Raw genomic sequence first — 22693 nt, forward strand, 5'->3', positions numbered from 1 at the left:
GCCCTTCGACATCGTGCCCGGTGAGGCACTGGCGGAGGATACGAGATTCGAACTCGTGAGGGGTTGCCCCCAACACGCTTTCCAAGTCTTCGCCCGGGGGTTCGGTGGGGGACGAGGGTGTTCTGACCTGGGGTGGAGGGGGTGGTGGTGGGGGTTTCGGACGGCGCTGGACGGGGGCGAATGAGACCAGAACTGAGACCAGGGTGCCCAGTGTTGTGCCTGGTCGGACGCTGTGTCTTGGCCCGTGCGACGTGCTGTTCAGGGGCCGGTGTCGCCCGGCTGACCGCGTGGCGGTGCCGGAGTCCGCGTATGCGGATTGTTCCCTCGGAGTGTCAGTGGTGCCCGGTAGGTTCTGCTGGGGCACGTCACCACGAACGGGGAGATATCTCGATCATGTACGACGCCGAATTGATGGCCGTGGCCACTGGTGCGGCCGGCACGCTCGTCGCGGCCATAGCCACGGCGGGCGCCGAGGTGATGCGCCTGAAGGTCGCGCACTTCTTTCGTCGGGCCACCCCGGACCAACAGAGAGTAGCTACTCAGGCAGTGGATGACACTGCTGCGCAGCTCACCTCGCCCTCTCCAGAGGATCGGGAGCTCGCGGCGACCGCCTGGGCGCAGCTCATTGCTCAGTACCTCGCCGAGCACCGCGACGCCATGAGCGAGGTGGACGAACTTGCGGTGCCCACTCCGTCGGCCTCGAAGGTCTGGAACCAGCACAACACCGGTACTGGAACGTTCATCGGTGGTGACGTCCACGGAGGCATGACCTTCAACCAACTACGGCGGGGCGTCAGATGGCGGACGCTGAGCACCGGGAACAGCACAACCACGGCTCCGGCACGTTTGTGGGCGGCGACGTACACGGTGGCCTCTGGCAGGTCTTTCTCCCGCCCTACGGGAAGAAGACGTCCGGCAATCCGGCGCCGACGAAGCGCCGACCTGAGCAGGACGACGACGAGGAGGATGACTACGAGGACCGCCTGGAGTCTCTGTTCGGATCTGCATGGATTGCCGCTTCGGCGGGTCTGGCCGTCGTCTATGCGGTCATGGGCTGGCCTTGGACCGACCATGAACCGGCTCCGGGTATCGCTGCACGCATCGGCGTAGGTCTCGTCGCCTTCTATGTTTGCTTGGCCGCGGCGGCTGCCTTCTTCGCCCGTCTCGCTCAGGTCTTCGAGCTCTGGTCGGAGCAATGTGCGATCACGGCTGCACAGAGCCGAGGTCGATTCGTTGCCAGGCCCCCTGCATCCATGTCCAGGGCGATGGCTGCATCGACGGCAGCGGCAGCTCTTGCAGCCGAACTGCTGGCATCTCTGTTCGGCTGGTCGTCGTTCGGAGGCGAGGTAGCTCAACGCGCGCATCTAGCCCGGCTCAACGCGGCTACCAACGCAAGGTCAGCTTGTGCCGCTACGAAGGGGCGCAAGGCATAGTCACGGGTTGGCGGGGCTCACCGGGGGTCGGTCCCAGTTGCCCGACGCATCGAGCGCTCCGCCAACAGATGTTGAGCCGGTCGATGTCGAGTCACAGCACGAATATCTGACGGTCGCTCAGCGATGTCAGTGGCGTGTCGTACAGTCCACCCACAGGAGACCCTGCCGGTTCTCGTCGGCAGCTCCGTCCACGAAATTCCGTACCGCATCGTTGCGTACATCGGTACTTTCTTTGGTGAGCGCGCGTACTTGTCAGAGTGAGGCGAGGCACAGTGCAAGAACCCATACCTGTCACCGTCTACCAGTCCAGATTTGCCGCCTGCACGCGGACGTTGGATCCTGGGCTGCTCGAGACACTGCGTATCAGTGAATCTGCCGTGCTCCTGATGGAGGCTTTCGTCTCGCTGTGCAAGGCGCTGACCAACGACAGTGACCTGCGGCCGTGGCAGGAACGGGTTGAAGACTGTTTTTCAGAGGTTACGGAAGAGCGGCTGAAGGAAATGGTCCAAGCCTTCGTTGATGAATGCGAAGGTGAGCAGCTGCAACGCTGGGCGGAGCGTTTTAAGAACCAGAACTACAGCAGCTTCGCTGAGCGCCTTCTGGGGGCGGCAACGTATAAGCGCCTCATTGATTCCCTGAAGCAAGATGGCGCTGTGGTCGCGCTGGCCGTTCGGCGCGGGGTGCGCGCACTCACTCCTTTCGTCGTGGCATGGAATGACGCCGTCAAGATTTCTTCACAAAATCAGCTTAAGGATGTCCAGCCGGCCAATATTCTCGCGGTGAATGCCGTCGAAATGCTGGTGTCGCTCGATGACTTCCTCGGGGAGAAAGTCATCGCCGCTCTTCCCATGGAAGTCACAAGTGCGAAGGAATCTGATCTAGCGACGCTGGCGCCAGAAGGTGTAGACGACCTCGTGGCCAGCTTCCGCTCCATGGTGGCGGAAGCTTCGGTCAAGCGTGTGGAGCGCAGGAATTCTCCGCTTGTAAGGAAAATTCGAGGCGCACGAGACGCTCTTCGGTTCTCGGAGGACGGCGTTTCCCAGGCCGCCAACTCTCTCATCGAGTTACTTGATCGCATCATGCGAGAAAGCTTCAAGCCTGCGGAAGTTCTGGCCTGGGTGGATGTCAATCTTCCGGACGGGATTGATCTGACGCACGAAGTGCAATCACAAAGGCGCCCGACCAAGCGTGCGGAAGCCCTATGTTTTGTTTATGGCGGTGACCCCATCACGCCACGCGAGGCTAGCGAAAACGATGATGGTCAAGGTCCCGACTTTATCCACGATGTGATCGCTGTTTCATTGGTTTCCATTCGGAATCAGTTGCAGAAGATGAAGCACGCTGATTACGGGACGCCTGAGGAGAAGAGTCAGCTCTTGAGTATCCTCGCGGCGCTCGAAGGGGCTCTTATGCTGGGTCTCACGATTGGCAGCCTGTCAGCTGAACCGGAACCTTCTGCGGAATTGCCTGCGGCGTAGCTGCTTTGAAGGGTGGATGGGGCGTTCAGGTCGACGGCAGGGTGTGGAGCCACTCGTTGGGGCTGAGGAAGACTCACAACCCCGTAACAGGCTGTCCTGTGAGTGCCTGCGCGACTTGCCACAGCTGACCGCCGCGGGACGCCTTCACCAGAACGACGTCGCCGGGGCGGATGATGGACTTCAGGTAGGCGGCGGCGGTGGCGTTGTCACCGACCATCGCGATGTCCGGCACGCCCGCCGCTCCCGCCGCGAGGGCAAGTTGCTTGGCGAGAGCGTCGCCGACCGCGACGACGAGATCGACGCCGTTCTCGGCCGCCATGCGCCCTACCTCGCGGTGGGCTTCGACGGCCTCGTCGCCCAACTCCAGCATCTCTCCGAGTACGGCGATCCTTCGGCCGCCTGCGGCCTCGGTCGTGTCGCCGTCTGCCTCGGTCATCAAGACTCTCCGTTGTGAATGAGGGGCGCGAAGGTGATCGCGCGGCCGGTATAGGAAGCGGATACGCGGCTGAGGGGGACTCGATCGTGTGTCTGGCCCCAGGCCGACGGGTCTCGGAACTGGATCGTCGGGTCGGGGCCGTCCTCGTAGCCACGAAGGATGACGAGGTGGCCGCCTGTCCTGCCGTCGTCGGGGAACTGCTCGGTCACGGAGACGACGAGCGGGGCGTCGTCGAGCCGCCTCGTCAGGTCTTCGACCGGGACCGGTTCGGCGGTCGAGGAGACCCCGAGGTCGGTAGCCAGGCTCGCGATCCCCGCGTGGAGTGCTCCACGCGGGGTCAGAACCTCGTTCTTGACCGCGATTTTCAGCAGTTCCGTGACCGTGGGCGCCTCGCGCCCGTAGGCAAGCAGGATCATTCTCAGCGACGCCAGGCCGCACGCCCGGTTGGACCATTCCACCCTGTCCCCAAGCGCCCAGCCTCCGTGCAGATCCCATTCCGCGGGAGCGATGAGCTGACGGCACATGGGGACATCGTGGACGCGCGACACAGCGGGCGGGCTCCTACGGTGAGACGGCAGCCTCCCGAGTCGGTGTGGTCCTGGAGAACGCGGGAGTGGGCAGGGGAACATCGTATGGCGGGCGGGTCAACGCCTCATGCAGCATCGCCACTACGACGTCCGTGTGCGTGAGCCCGACCATCGCGGCGCCCACCACGAAGTTGCTGTCACGGGACATGCCTGGCGTGCTGTTGACCTCCAGCACGTACGGCTGATCGTCCTCGGCGAGGATGAAGTCCACGCGCGCCGATCCACGCAGCCCGAGCCCGTCCCACAGCGTCGTGGCGTACTCGGTGACCTTGGCCAGCACCTCGGGCGGCAGCTCGGCGGCCCGTACGGCTACGGAACCCCTGGAATCCACGTCGAGCTTCGTGTCGGCGTCGTAGAACTCCGCTTCGGTGGCTTCGGTGGCCAGCGGGGGAAGCACGACGACCGCGCCTCCGGGTAGTTCCAGGAGTCCCACGGTCAGTGACACGCCGGTTAGGTAGTCCTCGACCAGTACGGCTTCGCCTTCCTCGCCGGCGGCGTTTGCCAGCGCACTGGGAAGGTCCGCATGTTCGCGTACCAGGCTCATGCCCACGCTGGAGCCGCCGAAGGGCGGTTTGACCATCACCGCCCGCCCGTTCCAGTGCATCGTGCCCCCGGACCACACCCACCATCCTGGCGTGGGCACGCCGAGACTCAGCATCACCCGCTTGCAGAGGATCTTGTCGGCGGCCACCGCGGACGCGGCGACTCCGCTGCCGCAGTAGGGCACGCGCAGGTAGTCGAGCAGGCCCTGTAGCCTCCCGTCCTCTCCGTACGGCCCGTGAAGGTTCGAGAGGGCCGCGTCGTGCCCGGCCAACTCCATGATGAAGTCCGGCTCGCATGGGTTCAGCACTTTCCAGCGGGCTCCGATGTCGTCGAGGGCCTCGGACAGGGCGGTCACGGAGCGCTGGTCCACGGGGCACTTCGAGTGGTAGAGCCGGTCCTCTGCTGATACCGGCCCGTAGACGAGGGCGACGCCGAACCCCTCTCGGTCGCGCTGCCAGTCGCGAAGGTTCTGGGCGGCCTCTCGCACCGCACGGTCAGAGCTGGAGTCGAGGAACACAGTCATGCGAGGACCCCTTCGAAGGTGTTCGTTACCGGTCCGCCGACCCAGTGGGTCCGCTTCGGCCGGTCGGGATGTGGCCGGACCGTGAGCGGCTCCCCGGCGCGGTTGTGGACGGTGACGGCACGCGGCGATACGAGTCCGCGCAGGGTGGCGATGACGACGGCCGCGACGGCTCCGCTCCCGCACGACAGGGTTTCCGCCTCGACGCCGCGCTCGTAGGTGCGGATCTTCAACGTCTGGCTGCCGGCGGCCTGTACGAAGTTGACGTTTGTCCCCAGCGGGGCAAGGTCGGCGTGGTGGCGGATGAGGCGTCCGACGAGTACCGCGTCGATGGCGTCCACGTCGTCTACGACGGCGACGACGTGTTCGGTGCCGGTGTGGGCGCTGTCGAACCAGGTCGGCTTGCCGTTGATGACGGTCTGCACGCGTCGGGGATGGACCGCGCCGATTTCGGCCGTGACCCACACGGAGTCGTCGCTCACGATCGCCTCGTGCATCACCCCTGCCATGCGGAGGCTCATCTCGCGGAAGCCGTGGTCGTGGTGGGCGGCCCAGGCGGTACACCGCAGGGCGTTGCCGCACATTGTTGCGATCGAGCCGTCGGCGTTGAAGCATCCGACTTCGAGGACGACCGGGCTGATGCTGATCAGGCTGCTGATGACAAGGCCGTCCGCGCCTACGCCGGTTCGTCTGGCACAGAGACGCTCGGCCTCCTTTGGCCAGTCCTTCTCGCTATTCGGCGCGGGGTCGGATAACAGGACGAAGTCGTTCCCCGCTCCGTGAATCTTGCGGAAGCGCATGGCAAAGCTCCTCGCTGGCGTGAGGTGACAGTTCTCGTAACGGCTGAATGGGGGCCGGGATCAGAGGAGTTCGATGGGCCGATACGTGGTCGCCGACTCCTTCATGACCCACGGGGAGTGCCCGTCGAAGATCAGAACTCGGCGCCCCGCAGTGCCGGTGGACCTCATGTCGCGGACCCGCAGGTACAACCCGTCGATGAACACGAAATCGCCTATGTGAACATCGCTTGGTTGCCTGTAACCGGGGATGGTGCCGAGGGGAGGAGGCACGGAGGCTGGTTCGATGGTGCGGCGCTCGTACATTCAGCCTCTCCAGATGGCCAGGAGGATCGAACCGCCGAGCGCTAAGAGACTTGCCACGTAGGCGAGTTGCTGGTTGCGGGGGCTCATGCGGCGCCGACCAGATGACCGCGCAGGCGGTCGCGGACCGACGTAATGCCGATATCGGCCACGGGCACCCAGGCAGCTGTGCCGGTCTCGATCATCGTGGAGAGGACAGCCCCCGAGTGGGCCCGGAAGAGATACCTGAAGCCGACCCTGATGCGGGGGCCGTACTCGGGCCTGGCCTTGGACACGTCGAGGAGGAAGGGGCCCTCGCTACCGGGCTCCGTCCACACGTCGCGGATGCCGACCTCTTCGGCCAGGAGTCGCAGGGCCGCGCCGCTGAGCGAATCGTCCTGGGGCTCAGGCTGGGCCTCGGCGAGAGCGAAGCCACCTCCGTGCCGCAGAGACAGCACACGATGGTGCTCGTCCACAACGACCGCTCCGGTCATCACCAGGGGACAGCGCATGTTGTGGAGGCAGGCTCTGCGCTGCGCGTGATCACGTGCAGCGTCGTACACAGGCATGAGCGACATCGTCTCGGCGGGGTGCTCGTGGATGTAGTGGGACAGCTCCCGGACGATCTGGTCCTCCCGGATACTCACGGGGCACCGAGCCCATGACGCTGTGTGTAGATCCACAGGAGCCTTCGCGTGACGTCGGCGGCATCCCGGAGGTAGATGAAGGCGCCGAACGACGGGGTCTCCGCCGTCGGACGGTTCTGCAGGTCGAGGAGCCGGTACCCCGTGCGGAACAGCTCCCGTACCTCCTCGTCCTCGTCCGCCCCCAGATCCTCACCGAGCAGGAGGTTGAGGTGTCCGACGATCTCCGGCAGGGAGGTGTCCATGTCCTTGCGGGTGGAGGTGGCCATCTGCATGGAGAGGGCTGTCTCGGTGCTTTCCGAAATCGTCTCGACGTCGACTGGGAGAACTTCGGTGCCCGCGCTGTCGGTTGCTCTCGATGCCTTGCCACTACTTGCCACAGTGATCACCGTCTCGCCCCTTCAGTACGCGTTTCCGGCCGTGCCAGTAACGCTAAGAAGGGCGACAGGAGGGGCTCTACGAGTGTGCCGGAACTTGCCCGAGGTTCACCCCAGGGATTCGATGGCTGCCGTGATGATTTCGCGTGCAGCCGGTCCGTAGACGGCGAGTTCGGCCAGTTCCGTGAACGTCTGGGCATACATGGCAAGTTCGTGTTTCTGCGTGACGGCGAGGTGGGCCGAGACGAGTTCGACGTGGACCGTGTGGTCGTCGTACAGGAAGAAGCCTTCTACGGGCCAGAGGCTGGAACGGTCGGCGTCCTCGGGGATGATCCCGATGCTCACCGATGGCAGCGCCATAACGCTGAGCAGATAGCCGAGTTGGCCGGCCATCACCTCAGTGCCGCCTATGCGCTTTCGGAGCGCTCCCTCTTCCAGGAGGATCGCGAACGTGTGGTTGCCGTACACGATCTGCTGCTTCTCCACGCGCACCCTGACGGCTGCCGGCACGTCATCGATGAGGCCGCGACGGTCGCGAATGGAGGTGAGCAGCGCGGTGATGTACGAGCCCGTCTGCACGGGGCCGGGAATCAGCCACGGCGAGTAGATGCGGAAGCGCTGAGTGCGTTCCCACAGAGGGAGGACGGACTCCTGGGCCTGCTTCAGGCCGGTGCGCTCCATCCGGCGCCACTCGACGTACATGCCCTCGATGCCACGGGCTGTCGAGACGAGATCCTCGGCCACGCTCTGCGCGCCGCAAGCGGCAGCCCACGCACGGAGGTCGCGCTCCGAGGGCGGGCGGGTGCCGCTCTCGAAGCGCGAACACTTCGACTCGTGCCAGCCGAGACTGGTGGCCAACGCCCGCTTGGTGAGCCCGGCTTCGAGCCGGATTTCGCTCAGGCGTTTACCAAGAGCCCTGCGGGCTTCCTGAACGCTCGAAGATGGCGATGTCATGTCGCTGCGATGTTGCTGTTCGGGCTGTCAGACCGGCTGGAACTCTGCGTGCGGTGTTGCCCGCGCCCATACGGCCTCGAAGGCCGACTCGCAGAGCTTTGCCACCTCAGGGTCCTCAGTGAGTTCCACCTCCATGTTCTCGCCTTCGCCGTCGAAGTGGTTGACGAGAACGAGGCTGGAGTCGAAGAGCCAGAAGTCGTTTCCCGGAAGTGCGAGGCCCGTTGCGTTTCGCCGGGAGAGCCAGCGCACGTCTTCGCCAGCGGCGATGTTGAGTCCGTCCGTCACGTCGTACTCGAAGCGGATGTACTCGCTGACGGGAGTCGAGACGACGCGGGCCCGGCGGACTTCGACGCTTCGTGAGGTCGCTTCGGTGACGATGCTGTGCCAGTCGCCCCAGCGCTCGGCCGGGTCGAGTGTCATGCCGGCTTTCCAGTCGATGAAGGCCGGGTCCGACTTCATGTAGGCGTCGCGCATCTCCAGATGGAGGGCCGTCCGCTGGCAGTCGCGGAACAGTTCCTCAAACGTCGGGGTCCTCGTCACCCTTCTTCACCTCCAGGAAGAACTGCACCATGCGCCGGGGGATCTCCACCACCGATTCGTGGCCGGGGATGTCCATCTGCCCGAGGCGCTCGATGTCCTCCACCTTCAGCCCCTGCACGAGGTAGCTGTCCTTCTCCTCGTCGAGGTAGATGGTGGGGGAGCCGCCACTGGGACTCTCCGGGTCCTTACCGAGCTTACGCAGGGCCATGATGTCCTCCTCGGATGCCGGTAACGATCTCTGTGCCAGAGCTTGTCCGCAGCTGGGCCATGGAGCGAGGAACTTGCCGAAACTTGCCGGGCGTACGGAAGTTGACCTTACGCGGCCGGGGTCAGAGCGATGAAGAGCGGACCGGCCGCAGCACCCCCAGGGATGGCCGGATTCGATTGCTGTCCGCCTTTCCTTGAGTCCGGGAGGAGAGGTGCCGTCCCAGGCTGGGGAACGGCTGAAATCGCCCGTCGAGTGAGGACTCTCTGGTCGACACACACGGACGCATGCGTGCGGTCACTGCTGTAGGGTCTCGCGCTTCGCTGCATACGCCGAGGCTGTGACCTGCGACTTCTCGCGGTGTCTCACGCTGTTTCATCTGCGGTTGTCTCGGCTCGCGGCGCATCCCCGCCAGGTTTGCTGAGGCCGCTCCGGACAGGAAGATCGCTGACCTGCGGTGTCTCACGGCCCGCTATCATCCGGGACGGCTGTGCGGTCGGCTGTGTGGGGGTGCCGTACGGCGGGAAATGCGGAGGTCGTTCTGCCGCCGGATGTTCGACCGCAACATCACGCTGCGCGGGGGCATCGCCCCAGTCCGCCCTCGCATTCCCAAACTCCTGCCGGATGCGCTCTCCGGGGCCCTCGATCCGGGGCCCCTCTTCGACGGTGCCGTCCCCTTGGCTGAGGTGCCGGACGCTTATCGGGCGATGGACGACCGGTCGGCGCTGAAAGTGCGCATCACCGACAGAGCGCGGGGGCCGGAGGCACGGGTGTGGTTCCTCCCGTGCCGCGCGGCGCCCTCGTGATGTCAGGCGGCGCGCTTCACGTGGCGGACCAGCCACATCAGCAGGGCGTCCAGGTCGGCGGCGGCCGAGAGGACCCGGTCGACCGCCTCGGGGGTATGCAGCCACTGTTCGTAGCCGAGGGGACGGGCGGCGATCAGCGAACGGTGGCGCAGCAGGTTCGCACGGGAGTGGTCCGTCGGATAGCCGCGCGGGGGGCGTTTCATCACGTCCCCGGAGATGTCGTAGTCCTTCTTCCGCATGTCCTCGACGATGGCGGACAGTTCGCGGCCGCTCCCCTCGGAGGCCACGGCTTTGCGGAACATGTCCACCTGGCCGGGATCGGGGTACCACCAGGCGCCCTGGATCCGCAGGCCGTCCAGGGAGAACCGGAGACCGATCTCGATCTTGCGGCCGAGCCGGATCACCGCGCCCTGGTGCTGCCACCACCAGGAGTCGGTGCGGTAGTGCCAGACGGAGAAATCCTCGTACCGGGGGTCGGTGTCCGCGACCTCGTTGAGCAGGGCGATCATCGGCTGCCGGACCAGGCGTTCGCGGTCCGCGCGGTAGCGCTCGCGGGTCGCGTGGGTCGGTTCGCCCTGGAGCTGCCACAACACGTCCATGGCCTGCTCCGGCCAGCCGGTGAACTGTCCGCGCATGCGCGCAGGTTAGCTCACCCGTGATCCGCGCGCGCCGAGAGTGAGACGGGCAGGGAGGCGTAACCCCAGACAAGGTGGGAGGTGCTGCGGCGGGGCTCACCGGCGAGTTCGATGTGCCGTGCGCGGTGGGCGAGTTCGTCGAGAAGCACGGAGAGTGCAGTCGATACGAAGCGGGCGGTGAGATTGTGCAGCCGAACTTGAGATCCCACAACTTTGGCGATTCACAAGTTCGCCGGAGGCAGACAGGGAAGATCCCGAAACTACTGGTGCTCTGCGGATTGGCATGTCAACGTGGACGACCTTCCGAAACCCCAGGTCAACGACGGTTAGTAACCCATGCCGAGGCCACGGAGGCGCCCCTGTACCCGCACCATCCCAGTGATCCTTCCCGTACCGACTTGCCGGACCCGGTGTACTGGGTGACCCCCCGTCACCTGGCGGGTGACGACGGCGTGCTCGCCGAGCAGATCGGCGACACCTTGGTCAGTCTCGGCTGGAGCATGTGGCCCACCTCGCGCCACACCCTGCTGTACGTGAGCCCGGACGAGCTGCGTGGCGCCGAGTGGATCCTCGCGGCCTACCCGTTCGAGCTGGGCGGATTGCCTGTTGCTTGGCAGTTGAGCGCCCGTCCGCACGCCACCTCTGCGATGACGGAGTGGAACGCGTACTTCACCACTGGCGTCCCGTACGAGGCGCTCGCCGATCTCCTCGCGGCGACCGACGCCCGCGAGGCACCCGCCACCGACTTCGGCGGGGCCGAGATGGTGCTCAACGCGCTCAGTGTCCAAGGCTGGCTCCGCGACGTTGATCGCCCCCACACCACCGCCACGGACCCCGGGCTCTCCGGCTGCGTCTCCCTGGAGCTGATGCCATCGCTCATCCAGGACGCAGACCCGCGCCCTGACCTTTTGGGATGGCAGGCGTGGGCGGAACCTGTCCTCGGCGCCCCGTACCTGTGGTGTGCCAGCTTCAGCGCCAGCGTTCCGAACGGCCTGGTGGCCGCGTTCACGTCATCGCTTGCCTCACGAGTCCCGGTGCCCCGCCGAATCGTGCCCAAGAGCGCCGAGGGGCGGCTCACAGTCGTCCGCCGTAGCTGACGATCCGCGCCCTGGCGGAAGCGCAGGTGTGCTGCTCGTCGCTGATTTCCCGGAGCAGCAGCAGGTCAGACGTATGAGGCACATTCCCTGCGCCCGCCCGATGATATAGAGGAAGAGATCTTGTTTTTTCGACGCGCTCGCGAGGACCGCGCGTTCCGCGAAGCCCAGCGTGCCGACTACGCGCTGTTCCTGCAGCTGCAGGCCACACAGCCGTGGCGCGACTTCCCCGAGCCGGCCGCACCGGTTCCAACACCGGCTGCGGAGGAATCGGCGGTGAGTGACCTCCCGCCGCCGGAGTTGCGGGTGCCGTCCCGCCAGGAAGTGGCCGGGCTGATGATGCGCTGGGAGCAGCCGCTCGTCATCGGCGGCGAGGTCCGTACGTGCCCCGAGTGCGGCGTGTACCGGGACTGGATTGTCTTCTGCATGCGCGACGACTCGGTATGGCTGCGTTGCCGGGACGGCCACGAGATGAAGGAACTGGGCCTGGATGCGGCCTGGTACAACCGCAACTCCGGGCCGGTCGACCGCTTCCACGCCACCCTCGAAGAGGGTCTGCGCCACCTCGGCCACTGAATCCCCGAAACCCCTAAGCCCTTCTCGCTGCCGGTGCCCGGAGGGCCGGCCTGGTCAACCCGTCCTTTCCGTAGGCCACTTAGGGGTTCACATGCGCCTTCGTACCACGACTGTCCTCAACCTGAGCATCCTCGCCGCCTTGACCCTGGCAGGCTGTTCCACCACCAGCGACCCGGCGTCCTCCGCGACCGCACCGTCCGGGAACTCCCCGTCGTCAGCGCCGCTGTCCTCGGCCGCACTGGCTCAGCGGCGCCTGAACGAGGGCGACTTGGACGAGGGCTACACCCGCACGCCGCAGCGCCCTGCAGCGCACGACGACGTGACCGTGATCGGCTGCCCTGCGCTGGAGAAACTCGGCGCCGACGCGGCGACCGGTTCCGGCCTCGACTTCTCCCGTCAGGCGAAGGTGTCCTTCACCTACGTCGGCGGCAGCGGCTCCGAGATGAGCGAGGAGTTGTACAGCGACACCGTGGCAAAGCTGTCGAAGGGCATCGGGCAGATCTTCGACGCGATGGTCTCCTGCCCCACCTACCAGGTGGTGTCGGGCCGCACCGTCATCGACATGGCCACCCAGAGGATGACCGCGCCCGACCTGGGCGACGAGCAGTGGAGCCAGTCGCTCACCTATTCGGTCGGCGGGCAGCGCAGCGTCGTCAAGCAGACGGCGGTCCGCACGGGCAACGTCCTGGTGATCGTCTCCGGCTCACCGGGACTCGTGGACGCCAACCTGGAGAAGGCGCTCGCCAAGGCCCAGAGCGCCCACTGACCTCCCTACTCACCGGTGCCCCTCTGCCGTCCTTGGCAGAGGGGCACCGGCGTATGCGCTGCATCACCGCGCCTTGTGGGGCCGGCCACCTCGGCTCGGGGCGGGCGAGACAGAGTGCCCGCTGCCCTTGGCCGCAGCGGGGATGCGGTCGGGCATCGTGGTGGCGTCGGCGGGCAGGTCGGCCAGACGGCGCAGCCGCCACACCAGAACGTCACTGATGGAATCGGCGGTGCCCAACTCCCGTCGTCCGGCAGCCTCCTCCAGCAGTGCGGCCGGGTCGTGGCCGGCGCTCTCGGTATCGGCGAGGGTGGCCGCCAAGGCGTGCCAGCCCGGCTCGGCCAGGATCTGCTCGGCCAGCTCAGGCACAGCCGCCCGAAGATAGGCGGCCTGCTTCTGGCGCAGGGGCTGGGACAGGCGCCGGCCTCGCTGGTACAGCACGCCCAGCGGGACGTCGGCGGCGGCTTGGTAGGCGGTGCGCAGGTGCTCGGCGGCCTCCCGGGCAGCGGCTGCCTGCTGAGCGTGCCCCTTCTTCGCATGCCAGTGAGCGGCGGCGGTCACGAGGAAGAACGCCATGTCGATCACCATCGCCGTGGTCGCCCCGTCCTCCCCGCGGCCGAGCGCCGGCCCGCTGTAGACGAGATCGCGGGCTGCTTGGCGCAGGGTGCGGTCGTGCCCGCGCTCGGCTTTGATGTGGGAGCGGGTGGCTCGCTCGAACACGAAGGCTGCCTCGCGCAGTTGATGGCGGGTGTGGGCGGCGGAGGTCTTGGCGAGCGCGTCCAGGACCTCGCCAGCCGCCGCGATGTGCGCGGCCACCTGGCCGTCCTCACCTTCGTCGACGACCAACACCGCCTGCCATACCACCGTGGCTGCCCGACGCCGAGCAGTGGCCGGACCGGTCGGCGCGGGATCGGAGGCCCGGTCGGACGGCGCCCTGTCGCTTCGGCTGGAGGCGTCGCTGTCGTCGGCGAAGCGTTTGCGGATGCGGGGCAGGGACAGGTCGGGGGAGAGCGTGTAGCCCGCGTAGAACACAGGCTCCTTCTCGCCGTTGCGGTTGTCCGGAAGAGCGACCTTGTAGCCGAGCAGGTCGCCGGAGGGCGCGACGCGCTTGCGGATCAGCAGACCGGCGGCGGCCAGCCGGCCGAAGAACTCCTCCTCGCTCGTCGCTCCCGCCACTGCCCGCCGTACGGTCTCGCGCAACTCCTCTCGGGCGGCCCGCTCCCTGCCCTCGCGTTCCGCCTTGTGGAGTTCGGCGCTGGTGGGGCGTTTGGCGGCGGTGCCGTCCCCGGGCGGGACGCGACGCAGCCCGTAGTCGACTTCGATGCGGCGGCATTCGGCCTGGGCGCGGCGGGCCTCGTTGTGCCGACGGGGTCGGCGGCCGTCGTCCCGGACGAGGGTGGCGATGATGTGGATGTGGTCGTCGGCGTGGCGGACGGCTGCCCAGCGGCAGGCTTGTTCGTCGCCGGCGGGGGCGATGCCGGTGGCGGCGACCATGCGGCGGGCGATGGCCGCCCAGTCCTCGTCGGACAGGATCGGGTCTTCGGGGGCAGCTCGTACGGACAGGTGCCACACGTGCTTCTCGGGGCGCTTGCTGGCGGGCAGGGCGTTGACGGGCTGGTCGAGCAGGCGTTCAAGCTGCTCGTAGGTGGCTTTCGGGTCGCGGCCGGGGTCGGGGGTGAGTGGGTCGAAGGCGGCGACCAGGTGCGGGTCGGTGTGCACCTCGTCGGTGCCGGGGCCGTAGAGGTATTTGATGAGTCCGATGGTCTCGCTGCCGCGCTTATGGATGCTGGGGATCATGCAAGGGCACCGCCGTCGCGGTGGGCGAGCAGGGCATCGGCGGCGTCCTCCATACGGCGGGCAGCGCTCTGGACGGCCTTGACCCCAGCGTCCAGGTGGGGTGCGTCCACACCGGAGTTGAGGGCCTTGGCGACCTGGTTGAACAGGCCGTGGATGCGGCCCAGGTGGCGGCGGGCGGCGAACAGCTCGTCGATGACGTGCCGTTCGGTGGAGATCTCGGCGGCGGTGCGGTTCAGGTCGCGGGCGGCCTTGTCGACGGCGTAGGCGAGGAAGGCGGCGTTGGACATCTCGCAGTGGGCGGCGGCGTCGGTGAAACGCTTGAACTCGTGGTCGTTCATACGGCAGCTGGGCTGGTGCACGCGCTTGCGTGACTTCGGTTGACGCGCGCGCTGACGTCTCTTCGCAAGGGACTCGGCCCGCCGGTTTCCTCCCGGCTGCGATCCGCCCTCGGTCGCTGCCTGACGGTCCGGTGCCCCCTGGCGCCGGGCTGTTCCCGCCACCTCCGGGGCGGGAACTCCGGGAGCATTGCTCCCGGTACAACTTGCTCCCGGCGTTACAGGAGTGGTGGTCAACAACTCGTCGTGGATGCGGGGTTCGTGGTGCTGGTCGTGCACGAGGTGGGTCTCCATGAGGGCTCTGTGGTGTGTGTTCCTGCTTGCGGCGGTTGCGCCAGGGATGGCCTGGGCTGGGAGCCGCTCCGCGAAGGCCGAGAGGGCGTTTCGGCGCAGGTGACTTGGCGGTTGGCGCATTGCAGTTGCTGGCCCGCCGCGCCAGGGCGGGTTGGCGGCACCGCGCAGTTGGCGCCGCCAGGCGATGGCGGAACACCACACGCGATGCGCCAACGCTTGGCGTTGAAGTCGCCGCGTTTATGTGGCGGGGTCGGCGGTCGTGGCGGAGGTGGGTTCCGCCATGACGGCGTCGGCGGTCTCCTGGGCGAGATCTTTGCGGATCGTGTAGTGCTTGGCCCTGACCGCTTTCTCCAGGTCGGTGCGGGATACCTTGCCGGTTTCGGCGCGCAAGGCGCGGGCCGTTGCCCGCAGCACGTCATCGGGGACGGTGGTCTTGCGTCCGCCTGTCTTGGGCGCCGGCTTGGCCGTTGGAGGCACGGCGGTGGCGGCGCTCGCCTTGGGCTCCGGTCCGTTGCTCGCCTTGGCGGAGGGAGCGGTGGTGGCGTTCGCCGGTTCTTGGCGGACCGATCGGCTCGACTTCGGCATGGCCGCTGCGGCGGCAGGCGGGAAAGACGGGGCTTCCGCCATCGCGCTCACCGTGCTGTCGGCCGCGAGGTGGCGGTTGATGACGAGGTAGAGGTGGACGGCGCCGGCGAGTGCGAGCGGGGCGATGGCGGACAGGGCGCCGGCGGTGGCGTTGTTGAGGTGGAGGCGGGTCCCCTCGTTGAGGCCGACGGCGTGTACGACGTTGGCCGAGATGCTCGTGCCGGTGGCCACGCCGACGAGTGCCCACACGTACAGGCGGGAGCGCACCGGGGCGGTGCGCAGGAGGAGCAGGGCGACGATGCCGATGGCGATGAAGCCGTCGATCACGAGCGGGAAGAGGTAGGTGAGCAGCCCACGCACGTGGCTGGCGACGGCCATCTGACGCAGGGCGTCGTACGAGAGGGCGAAGGCGACGGCCGCGAGCAGGACGATGCCGACGCGGATGCTGAGGCTGCTACGTATGGCAGCCGGGGCTATCGGGGCAGGGGAGGGCAAGACAGGCACTCCAGGGGTGGTGCGGCGGGGCTTGTGGGGAGGGAGTGAGGGGCGTTCACGGAGGGGGCGTACACGCGGGCCCCCTTCTAAAGGGGGGCCCGCGCGTGATCGCTCCAGCGCGTGTACGGCGTGGACGCTCGCGTGATCGCTTGACCTGGGGTTTTGTGGTGAGCGTGGACGCTGTGAGCGGTTTTCCGGGGCGTGTGCGCGCAAGGGGTGCGTGTACGGTCGCGTGATCGCTTCCGGGCGTTGCTGGCGCTGCCTCAGCCGACGACGCCGATGTGCCGGGCGGAGGCGTAGTAGCGGGTCTGCTGCCCGCCTCCGGCTCCGCCTGCCGCTCCGTCGGCCTTGATGGCGAGGCCGGTGGTGACGAGGCGGTCCAGGTGGCGACGCGCCTTCTCGACGTCGGCTCGCTCAGGGTTGGCATCGCCGGACAGACGCATCGCCAGGTCGCGGGTCGTCAGCCCGTTCGGGGCGTTGCGCAGGAGGACCACGGGATCCAGCGTCGGCTCGACCGTGGTGGTGCCGTGCTGGTGGTCGTGGACCACGTTGAGCGGGCCGATCTCGCCGGTCACGGTCTTGAGGTGGTGGATCGTGACGGCGGGGTCCGCCGGCTTGCCCTCGATGAACAGGACGCTGCCGGCACCGGAGGTGAGCCAGGTGGAGCCGTAGACGCGGTCGAGCGCGGGGCGCTGGCCGCGCGGGGCGTCGGCTGTTGCCTTGCGCTGGTGGTGCAGCTCCATGATCTCGACGCCGTTGCGCAGGGCGCGCATACGGGCGTTGTGGTAGGCGACCGCGAGCGCGTCGTCGACGAGCGTGCTGACGGCGTCCTTGAGGCTGTCGATCACGATCGTGTCGGCGCCGTGTGCTGCGGCCAGGTCGGCGAGCAGGTCGGGCTCCTTGTCGAGGGTGGCGGGCAGCGGGCCCTGCCAGACGACGAGCCGTTCGCGCAGCCGCCGCTCGTCGCTGACGCCGACACGGCGGGCCATGGCGCGGGCGATCTGCTTCGGCCGGTCCATCGCCAGGTACAGCACGCGCTCGCTCTCGGCCACTGGCAGGTCGAGGACCTTCGCCTGCAGGCCGAGGCGGGCGAGGACGACCTGGTGGGCGAGGGTCGTCTTGCCCACGCCGGGTGCGCCGACGATCATCAGGCACTCGCCGGACGCCCATGCGGTCTGGTCGCGCGTGCCCCACAGGGGCTCGGCGTCCGCGCCGGTCTTGGTGACGAAGTCCCAGCCGTCGACGAGGTAGCGGGACAGTCGTCCGCTGCCCGATGCCAGGGCCCGCTCGCGCTCGGCGCGCAGGTCCGTCTCGAAGGTGCTGCGGATCGCGTCCGGATCGGCCCCTGGCTCCTCGGTCTGCTGCTGCAGCCGGAGGCTCATGGCGTGCAGGCGGCGCCGGTCGGCTTGGCGGCGGACGATGTGCGCGTGGTGCTCCGCGGCCCCGGCCGAGGGCGAAGCGCCGGCGAGTTGGTGCAGGTAGACCGCACCGCCGACCCGGGTCAGGTCCCCGGTCGCATCAAGGCGTTCGGCCAGGACGATGGGGTCGGTGGGCAGGTCGTCGCCCCGTAGCGCGAGGAGTGTGCGCCACACGGTCTCGTGCGCGGGCCGGTAGAAGTCGGTGGCGTCCAGGACGCTCCGGACCACGTCCACGGCCTCGCTGCGGTGCATGCACGCGCCGAGCACGGCCTGCTCGGCAGCCAGGGCATACAGGGGTTCGCCCGGACCGCGGAGGCCCGCTTCGGCGTCCCCGTCCGAGGGCTGGCGGGATGGAAAATGGTGTGGCAGGCCCGTATTCTGGGCCATAGGACTCCTCTCCCGGCAGGCCATACGGAGCGCCAACTCCGGCCACCGGTCCAGATCGTCATGGTTGGGCGGTTGTGAGGGTTTCCGCTTCGCCCCCGGTGTTTGCAGCACCGGGGGTTTCTGCTTGTCCAGCCGCGTTCACCGCCGGACGCCATAAGTCTACCCTAGGCATTCGGGAAACATCTAGTTGCATTCGTCTTCCAAATGATGTTAACTGGTTCACCATGGGCCGTAGCTGTACGGCCAGCCCGCACGACAAGGAGGTGAACATGGCCGGCGGCAAGGGAGATGACGACTCGCGTGCCGCGAATGCGCGGCCTCCGGTCGAGGACAACATCGCCGAGCGCGTGAAGCTGGAGCGTGAAGCGCGAGGCTGGAGCTCGGTCACCCTGGCCGAGAAGATGGCCGAGGCCGGCCACGCGATCGGCCAGTCCGCGATCTGGCGTATCGAGAGCGGCAAGCCGCGTCGCCGCATCAACACCGACGAGGCGCTCGGCTTCTGCAAGGTCTTCGACATGACCCTCGACGAACTGTCCAGTCCACCAGGGCAGATGGCCAACCCGATCATCCGCCGGCTGGTCGGCGAGTACGTCGAGCGGTGGAAGGAATGGCGTGCCCTGGGCAAGTCCATGGACGCCATCCAGGACCAGCTCCGGGAGTACACCAAGGCCAACCCGGACCAGGACACCATGGTCCGCAACATGCTGGCCGTCGAACTTGACGCGGCCTCCAACGGCGACTTCCACCGCCACAAGGGAGCCCGCTCCCGGCTGACCCGCTGGCTCGGGGACGCCTACCAGCCGTCGGCTGCTGTCGACACTGCCGTCGACGAGTAACCCACGTCTGCCGCCAGGCCCTCGGTGCTGCGAACACCCAGGCCCTGACTGCGGCACTTCGCGCGTCTGCGCAACCGCCCAACCACCACCCACACCACCACGACCGGTCCGACCGGAGTTGGCGCTCCGTACGTGACCGGGTGAGGAGCCCTCTTGCCCGAGATCCCCCTGCCCGTGACCCAGATCGCCCAGCTGCTCGGCATCCCCGAGGGTGCCCTGCGCGCCCTGATGCCCGAGCGGGACGACGTACCCGGCGACCCCACCCTCGTCGGGCTCACCGTCGAGGAGGCCGCCCGCCGCCTCGGCATCGGCCGGACGAAGATGTACGAGTACGTCTCGTCCGGGGAGATGCGTTCCGTAAAGATCGGCAGCCTGCGCCGCATACCCGCCGAGGCGCTCGGCGAATTCCTGGCCCGCCGCTACAGGCCCTCGGACTTCGGCGCCGCGGCCTGAGCGGGGCGCACATGGCACAGCCGAAGAAGCCCCGCACGTCCCGCCAGCCCAACGGCGCCTCCACCATCTACCTCGGCAAGGACGGCCGTTGGCACGGCCGCGTCACCGTCGGCGTCAAGGACGACGGCAGCCCGGACCGCCGCCACGCCAGCCGCAAGACGCGCGCCGAGATCACCAAGGTCGTACGCGAGCTGGAACGCCTGCGCGACACCGGAAGCGTCCGCAAGGCCGGCCAGCACTGGACGGTGCAGACCTGGCTCACGCACTGGGTGGAGAACATCGCCGCGCCGAGCGTCGGCGAGTACACGATCGACGGCTACCGAGTCGCCGTCTACCGCCACCTCATCCCCGGCCTGGGAGCCCATCGCCTGGAGAAGCTCGAACCCGAGCACATCGAGCGGCTCTACAAGACGATGCAGGAGGCCGGCAGCGCCGCCGGCACCGCGCACCAGGCCCACCGCACCCTGAACACCTCCCTCAACGAGGCCGTACGGCGGCGGCACATCACCCTCAACCCCACCTCGATCGCCAAGGCGCCGAAGCTGGAGGAAGAGGAGGTCGAGCCGTACACGATCGAGGAGGTCCAGCGCCTCCTGCTGGAAGCGGACAAGCACCGCAACACAGCCCGGTGGGTCATCGCCCTCGCGCTCGGCCTGCGCCAGGGCGAGGTGCTCGGCCTGGCGTGGGAGGACGTCCACTTCGATGCCGGTGTGATCCATGTACGGAAGAGCCGCCTGAGGCCCCGCTACAAGCACGGTTGCGGCAACCGCTGTGGCCGTAAGCCCGGTTACTGCCCGCAGAAGGTCAACACCCGTAAGGAGACCAAGGGAACGAAGTCCAAGGCGGGTAAGCGCCCGATCGGTGTTCCCGAGGAGCTGCTGAAGCTGCTCCTGCAGCACAAGGAGGAGCAGGCCCGCGAGCGCGTCCTCGCCCGCGATTTGTGGGTGGAGAAGGGGTACGTGTTCACCTCGCCGACGGGTGAGCCGCTCAATCCCAACACCGATTACCACCGGTGGAAGGACCTGCTGAAGGCTGCCGGCGTCCGCGACGGCCGCCTCCACGATGCTCGCCACACGGCCGCGACCGTGCTGCTCATCCTCGGCGTCCCCGACGCCGTGGTGGACCGGATCATGGGCTGGGAGCCCGGCAACTCTGCCCGGATGCGCCGCCGTTACCAGCACCTGACCGGTCGCGTTCTGAGGGACACAGCCGCCAAGGTCAGCGGACTGCTGTGGCCTATGGCCGCTGACGGAGGCGGGGAGGCCGCCAGTGCGGCCGAGGCTTCCGACGGCGTGCTGGTGTACGTCGCTCGCATCGGCGAGTATCTCGTCCCCTTCCGCGATCGTGAGCCCGCCGACTTCGTCGTGGAACGCTGGCGCTCCGAACGGCCCGGGCAGCTGGCGGAGGTTGAGGAGTGGGACCGGCGGAATTGGGACCGGGAAGGGCCGCCGGGTGGCCGGAGCGCCGTCCGTGACCGCCTTCCCGACCGGCGCGTTGTCCACCATGCCCACGCCGCCTTCCTGCCCGGCGGGGCGCGTGAGTCGGCTACTCGTCCTGATCCCTGGTCGGTCGACGCCTGGGAGTTCGAAACGGACCTCTACACCGACCAGGTGGTGCGCTGGAGCACCCTTCGCCGAGTGGGAGGAACGATCGACGTTCGGGCGAGCGGCACGGACGAAGGAGCCGTGACGGCGGCCTTCGCGGCGGCTTGTGCACAGGCTGTGGATCGCGCGAAGGATCCGGGTAAGTACGGCGACGGCGACGAGCGGTAGTCGACGCCGAAGCGGGTGGGCTGCACCGGGGCCGGTGCAGCCCACCCGTCTGTTACGGGGCAGGTTCACCAAGATTGACGATCCATGATTTCCTGAATTCAGGAATCTATGTACTGTCGTGCTGTGCTGACTGTTGCCTCCGACATCGACGTGCTGGCCCGGTTCGGCCGCGCGCTCGCCGACCCGATCCGCTGCCGCATCCTGCTCGCGTTGCGCGAGGCCCCGGCCTACCCAGCTGATCTCGCCGACACGCTCGGCATCTCGCGCACCCGACTCTCCAACCACCTCGCATGCCTGCGCGACTGCGGCCTGGTCGTCACCGTGCCCGAGGGCCGCCGCACCCGCTACGAACTGGCCGACGAGCGCCTCGGCCACGCGCTGGACGACCTGCGTGTCGCTGTGGTGGCTGTCGAGACCGACCGCACCTGTGCCGACGCCGACGAGAAGGGATGCTGCTGATGACCACGATCTCCCTCAGCCCCTCCCCGGTCCGCCGAGACGTGCTCGCCCGCCGGATACGTCTGCTGGTCGCGGCGACCATCACCTACAACGTCATCGAGGCGGCCGTCGCCATCACCGCCGGCACCCTTGCCTCCTCCACCGCCCTGATCGGCTTCGGCCTGGACTCGGTCATCGAGGTCTCCGCCGCCGCTGCGGTGGCCTGGCAGTTCTCCGCCCGTGAGCACGCCGTGCGCGAGGCGCGCGAGAAGACAACGCTGAGGATCATCGCGCTGTCGTTCTTCGCGCTCGCCGCCTACGTCACTGCCGATGCCGTCCGCGCGGACGGGGGCCGGCATGAGCGCTGCTGACGCGCTGCGGGCGGCGTGGGCAGCGATGGGGGATTTCGCGTCCCGTCGCGACGTTGCGACTTAGCCGCGTGGCCCCGCGCCGTGCAGGAGGGTGTCGATGACGAGCGTGGCCAGTGCGTCCGGGTCCTGCGCGGCAGGGTCCTGCGCGGCAGGGTCCTGCTCCGCGCCGGGCCTGTTGATGGCTTCGCTGAGGAGGGCGTAGTACACCTGCCGCGTCCACTCCAGGTCTGCGTCCGGGGCGAGTAGCCCCTCGCGCTGCGCCCGGTTCATGAGATCGACGGTGTGGGTGTTGATCTCGCCCCAGAGGGCGGCTGCGGCGGGGGTGTGAGCGTTGGCGTGGCTGAGGGTGAAGCGCCAGGTGTTCTTGACCCGTAGGACGTTCGCCGTCACTCGGTGCAGCGCCACGAGTGCGGGAGCGGCGCCCGGCCGGGCTTCCTCAATGGCGTCGATGAGCTGCTGCTTGGCGGAGACGGCGAGCGCCTCCAGGAGGGCCTGCCGGTTCGCGAAGCGGCGGTGAACGGTGATCCTGGTCAGTCCCGCCGCCTCGGCGACCTGTTCCATGGAGGCGCCGGCGTCCTGGGCGAAGACCTGCTCGGCCGCCTCCAGAATCGCGCGCACACTGCGCTCGGCATCTGCCCGCAGTGCTCGGCCCATGTCTGTCTCCTGTCTGGTTCGCTACTCGGTCCCTTGTAGAGGATACGGGAACGCTACGGGTATCTCATTAATTGATTCTCCGAGGTTGCAACTCTGGCGATAGTTGATACCTTAGTGACACTGTTAAGGGATCGCGCCGCACCGACGGAGCGGGCATCTGCACGACCGTCGCTCACGACCGGTATCCC

The 22693-nt window shown here is 67.7% G+C and carries 27 protein-coding genes and 1 pseudogene; 11 read left to right on the forward strand and 17 right to left on the reverse strand.

Annotated elements, in window-relative coordinates:
- The first annotated feature begins 797 nt into the window (after positions 1 to 797).
- Complete coding sequence (locus tag ACYVO6_RS31450; RefSeq protein WP_461067095.1) at positions 798 to 1433, forward strand: hypothetical protein; 636 nt, start codon at positions 798 to 800, stop codon at positions 1431 to 1433.
- Positions 1434 to 1705: 272 nt separating this feature from the next.
- On the forward strand, positions 1706 to 2911 hold the full coding sequence (locus ACYVO6_RS31455; RefSeq protein WP_461067097.1) for a hypothetical protein: 1206 nt from the start codon (positions 1706 to 1708) through the stop codon (positions 2909 to 2911).
- A gap of 73 nt (positions 2912 to 2984) precedes the next feature.
- Here the strand turns inward: ACYVO6_RS31455 and ACYVO6_RS31460 are convergent, their stop codons facing one another.
- The 10 genes from ACYVO6_RS31460 to ACYVO6_RS31505 form a co-directional block, all read right to left on the reverse strand.
- Positions 2985 to 3347 (reverse strand): glutamate ligase domain-containing protein, encoded by a 363-nt coding sequence (locus ACYVO6_RS31460; RefSeq protein ID WP_390002898.1) that lies wholly within the window; start codon positions 3345 to 3347, stop codon positions 2985 to 2987.
- Positions 3347 to 3976, reverse strand: coding sequence for a C39 family peptidase (locus ACYVO6_RS31465; RefSeq protein ID WP_461067099.1), 630 nt, complete (start codon positions 3974 to 3976; stop codon positions 3347 to 3349). The genes ACYVO6_RS31460 and ACYVO6_RS31465 overlap by 1 nt, the downstream gene beginning before the upstream one ends.
- The gene (locus ACYVO6_RS31470) at positions 3909 to 5000 is read right to left on the reverse strand and encodes a D-alanine--D-alanine ligase family protein (protein ID WP_461067101.1); all 1092 of its coding nucleotides are present in this window, start codon (positions 4998 to 5000) and stop codon (positions 3909 to 3911) included. Before ACYVO6_RS31470 ends, ACYVO6_RS31465 begins: the two co-directional genes overlap by 68 nt.
- Positions 4997 to 5797 carry a diaminopimelate epimerase gene (dapF, locus tag ACYVO6_RS31475; RefSeq protein ID WP_461067103.1) on the reverse strand — a complete coding sequence of 267 codons (801 nt, stop codon included), beginning with the start codon at positions 5795 to 5797 and terminating at the stop codon, positions 4997 to 4999. The genes ACYVO6_RS31470 and dapF overlap by 4 nt, the downstream gene beginning before the upstream one ends.
- Before the next feature lie 60 nt (positions 5798 to 5857).
- Complete coding sequence (locus ACYVO6_RS31480) at positions 5858 to 6100, reverse strand: hypothetical protein (protein ID WP_461067105.1); 243 nt, start codon at positions 6098 to 6100, stop codon at positions 5858 to 5860.
- Between the two features lie 83 nt (positions 6101 to 6183).
- Positions 6184 to 6723 carry an NUDIX domain-containing protein gene (locus ACYVO6_RS31485; protein ID WP_461067107.1) on the reverse strand — a complete coding sequence of 180 codons (540 nt, stop codon included), beginning with the start codon at positions 6721 to 6723 and terminating at the stop codon, positions 6184 to 6186.
- Positions 6720 to 6995: a hypothetical protein gene (locus ACYVO6_RS31490; RefSeq protein ID WP_461067109.1), complete on the reverse strand. Its 276-nt coding sequence runs from the start codon at positions 6993 to 6995 to the stop codon at positions 6720 to 6722. Before ACYVO6_RS31490 ends, ACYVO6_RS31485 begins: the two co-directional genes overlap by 4 nt.
- 210 nt (positions 6996 to 7205) lie before the next feature.
- Positions 7206 to 8051, reverse strand: coding sequence for a helix-turn-helix domain-containing protein (locus ACYVO6_RS31495; protein ID WP_461067111.1), 846 nt, complete (start codon positions 8049 to 8051; stop codon positions 7206 to 7208).
- Positions 8052 to 8078: 27 nt separating this feature from the next.
- A complete protein-coding gene (locus tag ACYVO6_RS31500; RefSeq protein ID WP_385747142.1) occupies positions 8079 to 8591 on the reverse strand; it encodes a DUF6879 family protein in 513 nt (170 codons plus the stop codon).
- Positions 8569 to 8799, reverse strand: a complete 231-nt coding sequence (locus ACYVO6_RS31505) for a hypothetical protein (protein WP_385747144.1) — start codon at positions 8797 to 8799, stop codon at positions 8569 to 8571. Before ACYVO6_RS31505 ends, ACYVO6_RS31500 begins: the two co-directional genes overlap by 23 nt.
- A gap of 548 nt (positions 8800 to 9347) precedes the next feature.
- Between ACYVO6_RS31505 and ACYVO6_RS31510 the strand changes: the two genes are divergently transcribed.
- Complete coding sequence (locus ACYVO6_RS31510; RefSeq protein WP_461067114.1) at positions 9348 to 9602, forward strand: hypothetical protein; 255 nt, start codon at positions 9348 to 9350, stop codon at positions 9600 to 9602.
- A gap of 2 nt (positions 9603 to 9604) precedes the next feature.
- On the opposite strand, the gene ACYVO6_RS31515 is transcribed toward ACYVO6_RS31510, so the two are convergent.
- Both ACYVO6_RS31515 and ACYVO6_RS31520 read right to left on the reverse strand, forming a co-directional pair.
- Entirely contained in the window at positions 9605 to 10237 is a 633-nt protein-coding gene (locus tag ACYVO6_RS31515; RefSeq protein ID WP_461067116.1) for a DUF2461 family protein, read from the reverse strand.
- A 14-nt stretch (positions 10238 to 10251) separates the two neighbouring features.
- The gene (locus tag ACYVO6_RS31520; RefSeq protein ID WP_461067118.1) at positions 10252 to 10446 is read right to left on the reverse strand and encodes a hypothetical protein; all 195 of its coding nucleotides are present in this window, start codon (positions 10444 to 10446) and stop codon (positions 10252 to 10254) included.
- Positions 10447 to 10647: 201 nt separating this feature from the next.
- Between ACYVO6_RS31520 and ACYVO6_RS31525 the strand changes: the two genes are divergently transcribed.
- The 3 genes from ACYVO6_RS31525 to ACYVO6_RS31535 all read left to right on the forward strand — a co-directional run bounded on the left by ACYVO6_RS31525 (position 10648) and on the right by ACYVO6_RS31535 (position 12673).
- Positions 10648 to 11334: an SPDY domain-containing protein gene (locus tag ACYVO6_RS31525; protein ID WP_461067412.1), complete on the forward strand. Its 687-nt coding sequence runs from the start codon at positions 10648 to 10650 to the stop codon at positions 11332 to 11334.
- Positions 11335 to 11454: 120 nt separating this feature from the next.
- Entirely contained in the window at positions 11455 to 11907 is a 453-nt protein-coding gene (locus ACYVO6_RS31530; protein ID WP_461067120.1) for a hypothetical protein, read from the forward strand.
- A gap of 91 nt (positions 11908 to 11998) precedes the next feature.
- Positions 11999 to 12673 (forward strand): hypothetical protein, encoded by a 675-nt coding sequence (locus ACYVO6_RS31535; RefSeq protein WP_461067122.1) that lies wholly within the window; start codon positions 11999 to 12001, stop codon positions 12671 to 12673.
- A 63-nt stretch (positions 12674 to 12736) separates the two neighbouring features.
- Here ACYVO6_RS31535 and ACYVO6_RS31540 read toward each other — a convergent pair whose 3' ends face one another.
- From ACYVO6_RS31540 to ACYVO6_RS31555, 4 genes are all read right to left on the reverse strand, one after another.
- Positions 12737 to 14467, reverse strand: coding sequence for a relaxase/mobilization nuclease domain-containing protein (locus ACYVO6_RS31540; RefSeq protein WP_461067124.1), 1731 nt, complete (start codon positions 14465 to 14467; stop codon positions 12737 to 12739).
- The gene (locus ACYVO6_RS31545) at positions 14464 to 14805 is read right to left on the reverse strand and encodes a plasmid mobilization relaxosome protein MobC (RefSeq protein WP_461067126.1); all 342 of its coding nucleotides are present in this window, start codon (positions 14803 to 14805) and stop codon (positions 14464 to 14466) included. Before ACYVO6_RS31545 ends, ACYVO6_RS31540 begins: the two co-directional genes overlap by 4 nt.
- Before the next feature lie 528 nt (positions 14806 to 15333).
- Positions 15334 to 16185, reverse strand: a complete 852-nt coding sequence (locus ACYVO6_RS31550; protein ID WP_390898570.1) for a DUF2637 domain-containing protein — start codon at positions 16183 to 16185, stop codon at positions 15334 to 15336.
- 254 nt (positions 16186 to 16439) lie between these two features.
- The gene (locus ACYVO6_RS31555; protein WP_461067128.1) at positions 16440 to 17981 is read right to left on the reverse strand and encodes a DnaB-like helicase N-terminal domain-containing protein; all 1542 of its coding nucleotides are present in this window, start codon (positions 17979 to 17981) and stop codon (positions 16440 to 16442) included.
- A 269-nt stretch (positions 17982 to 18250) separates the two neighbouring features.
- Here ACYVO6_RS31555 and ACYVO6_RS31560 point away from each other — a divergent pair, with 269 nt between their 5' ends.
- The 5 genes and pseudogenes from ACYVO6_RS31560 to ACYVO6_RS31580 form a co-directional block, all read left to right on the forward strand.
- Complete coding sequence (locus ACYVO6_RS31560; protein WP_461067130.1) at positions 18251 to 18817, forward strand: helix-turn-helix domain-containing protein; 567 nt, start codon at positions 18251 to 18253, stop codon at positions 18815 to 18817.
- Positions 18818 to 18970: 153 nt separating this feature from the next.
- Positions 18971 to 19270 carry a helix-turn-helix domain-containing protein gene (locus ACYVO6_RS31565; RefSeq protein ID WP_461067132.1) on the forward strand — a complete coding sequence of 100 codons (300 nt, stop codon included), beginning with the start codon at positions 18971 to 18973 and terminating at the stop codon, positions 19268 to 19270.
- Between the two features lie 11 nt (positions 19271 to 19281).
- Positions 19282 to 21042 carry a tyrosine-type recombinase/integrase gene (locus ACYVO6_RS31570; RefSeq protein ID WP_461067134.1) on the forward strand — a complete coding sequence of 587 codons (1761 nt, stop codon included), beginning with the start codon at positions 19282 to 19284 and terminating at the stop codon, positions 21040 to 21042.
- Between the two features lie 123 nt (positions 21043 to 21165).
- The gene (locus tag ACYVO6_RS31575; protein ID WP_261724966.1) at positions 21166 to 21501 is read left to right on the forward strand and encodes an ArsR/SmtB family transcription factor; all 336 of its coding nucleotides are present in this window, start codon (positions 21166 to 21168) and stop codon (positions 21499 to 21501) included.
- Positions 21492 to 21842 (forward strand): annotated as a pseudogene (locus ACYVO6_RS31580) (cation transporter); the annotation flags it as partial. The gene ACYVO6_RS31575 and the pseudogene ACYVO6_RS31580, both read left to right, overlap by 10 nt.
- A 69-nt stretch (positions 21843 to 21911) precedes the next feature.
- Here ACYVO6_RS31580 and ACYVO6_RS31585 read toward each other — a convergent pair.
- A complete protein-coding gene (locus ACYVO6_RS31585) occupies positions 21912 to 22505 on the reverse strand; it encodes a TetR/AcrR family transcriptional regulator (RefSeq protein ID WP_461067137.1) in 594 nt (197 codons plus the stop codon).
- Positions 22506 to 22693: the final 188 nt, after the last annotated feature.

The sequence above is a fragment of the Streptomyces pseudoechinosporeus genome (assembly GCF_054783935.1).

What these genes read in the sequence shown, in the direction of transcription:
- ACYVO6_RS31585 (WP_461067137.1), bottom strand. Translation starts at nt 22,505, where the DNA reads ATGGGCCGAGCACTGCGGGCAGATGCCGAGCGCAGTGTGCGCGCGATT.
- ACYVO6_RS31490 (WP_461067109.1), bottom strand. Translation starts at nt 6,995, where the DNA reads ATGCAGATGGCCACCTCCACCCGCAAGGACATGGACACCTCCCTGCCG.
- ACYVO6_RS31545 (WP_461067126.1), bottom strand. Translation starts at nt 14,805, where the DNA reads ATGAACGACCACGAGTTCAAGCGTTTCACCGACGCCGCCGCCCACTGC.
- ACYVO6_RS31505 (WP_385747144.1), bottom strand. Translation starts at nt 8,799, where the DNA reads ATGGCCCTGCGTAAGCTCGGTAAGGACCCGGAGAGTCCCAGTGGCGGC.
- ACYVO6_RS31465 (WP_461067099.1), bottom strand. Translation starts at nt 3,976, where the DNA reads ATGTTCCCCTGCCCACTCCCGCGTTCTCCAGGACCACACCGACTCGGG.
- ACYVO6_RS31570 (WP_461067134.1), top strand. Translation starts at nt 19,282, where the DNA reads ATGGCACAGCCGAAGAAGCCCCGCACGTCCCGCCAGCCCAACGGCGCC.
- ACYVO6_RS31535 (WP_461067122.1), top strand. Translation starts at nt 11,999, where the DNA reads ATGCGCCTTCGTACCACGACTGTCCTCAACCTGAGCATCCTCGCCGCC.
- ACYVO6_RS31560 (WP_461067130.1), top strand. Translation starts at nt 18,251, where the DNA reads ATGGCCGGCGGCAAGGGAGATGACGACTCGCGTGCCGCGAATGCGCGG.
- ACYVO6_RS31460 (WP_390002898.1), bottom strand. Translation starts at nt 3,347, where the DNA reads ATGACCGAGGCAGACGGCGACACGACCGAGGCCGCAGGCGGCCGAAGG.
- dapF (WP_461067103.1), bottom strand. Translation starts at nt 5,797, where the DNA reads ATGCGCTTCCGCAAGATTCACGGAGCGGGGAACGACTTCGTCCTGTTA.
- ACYVO6_RS31540 (WP_461067124.1), bottom strand. Translation starts at nt 14,467, where the DNA reads ATGATCCCCAGCATCCATAAGCGCGGCAGCGAGACCATCGGACTCATC.
- ACYVO6_RS31470 (WP_461067101.1), bottom strand. Translation starts at nt 5,000, where the DNA reads ATGACTGTGTTCCTCGACTCCAGCTCTGACCGTGCGGTGCGAGAGGCC.
- ACYVO6_RS31495 (WP_461067111.1), bottom strand. Translation starts at nt 8,051, where the DNA reads ATGACATCGCCATCTTCGAGCGTTCAGGAAGCCCGCAGGGCTCTTGGT.
- ACYVO6_RS31450 (WP_461067095.1), top strand. Translation starts at nt 798, where the DNA reads ATGGCGGACGCTGAGCACCGGGAACAGCACAACCACGGCTCCGGCACG.
- ACYVO6_RS31480 (WP_461067105.1), bottom strand. Translation starts at nt 6,100, where the DNA reads ATGTACGAGCGCCGCACCATCGAACCAGCCTCCGTGCCTCCTCCCCTC.
- ACYVO6_RS31515 (WP_461067116.1), bottom strand. Translation starts at nt 10,237, where the DNA reads ATGCGCGGACAGTTCACCGGCTGGCCGGAGCAGGCCATGGACGTGTTG.
- ACYVO6_RS31555 (WP_461067128.1), bottom strand. Translation starts at nt 17,981, where the DNA reads ATGGCCCAGAATACGGGCCTGCCACACCATTTTCCATCCCGCCAGCCC.
- ACYVO6_RS31510 (WP_461067114.1), top strand. Translation starts at nt 9,348, where the DNA reads ATGTTCGACCGCAACATCACGCTGCGCGGGGGCATCGCCCCAGTCCGC.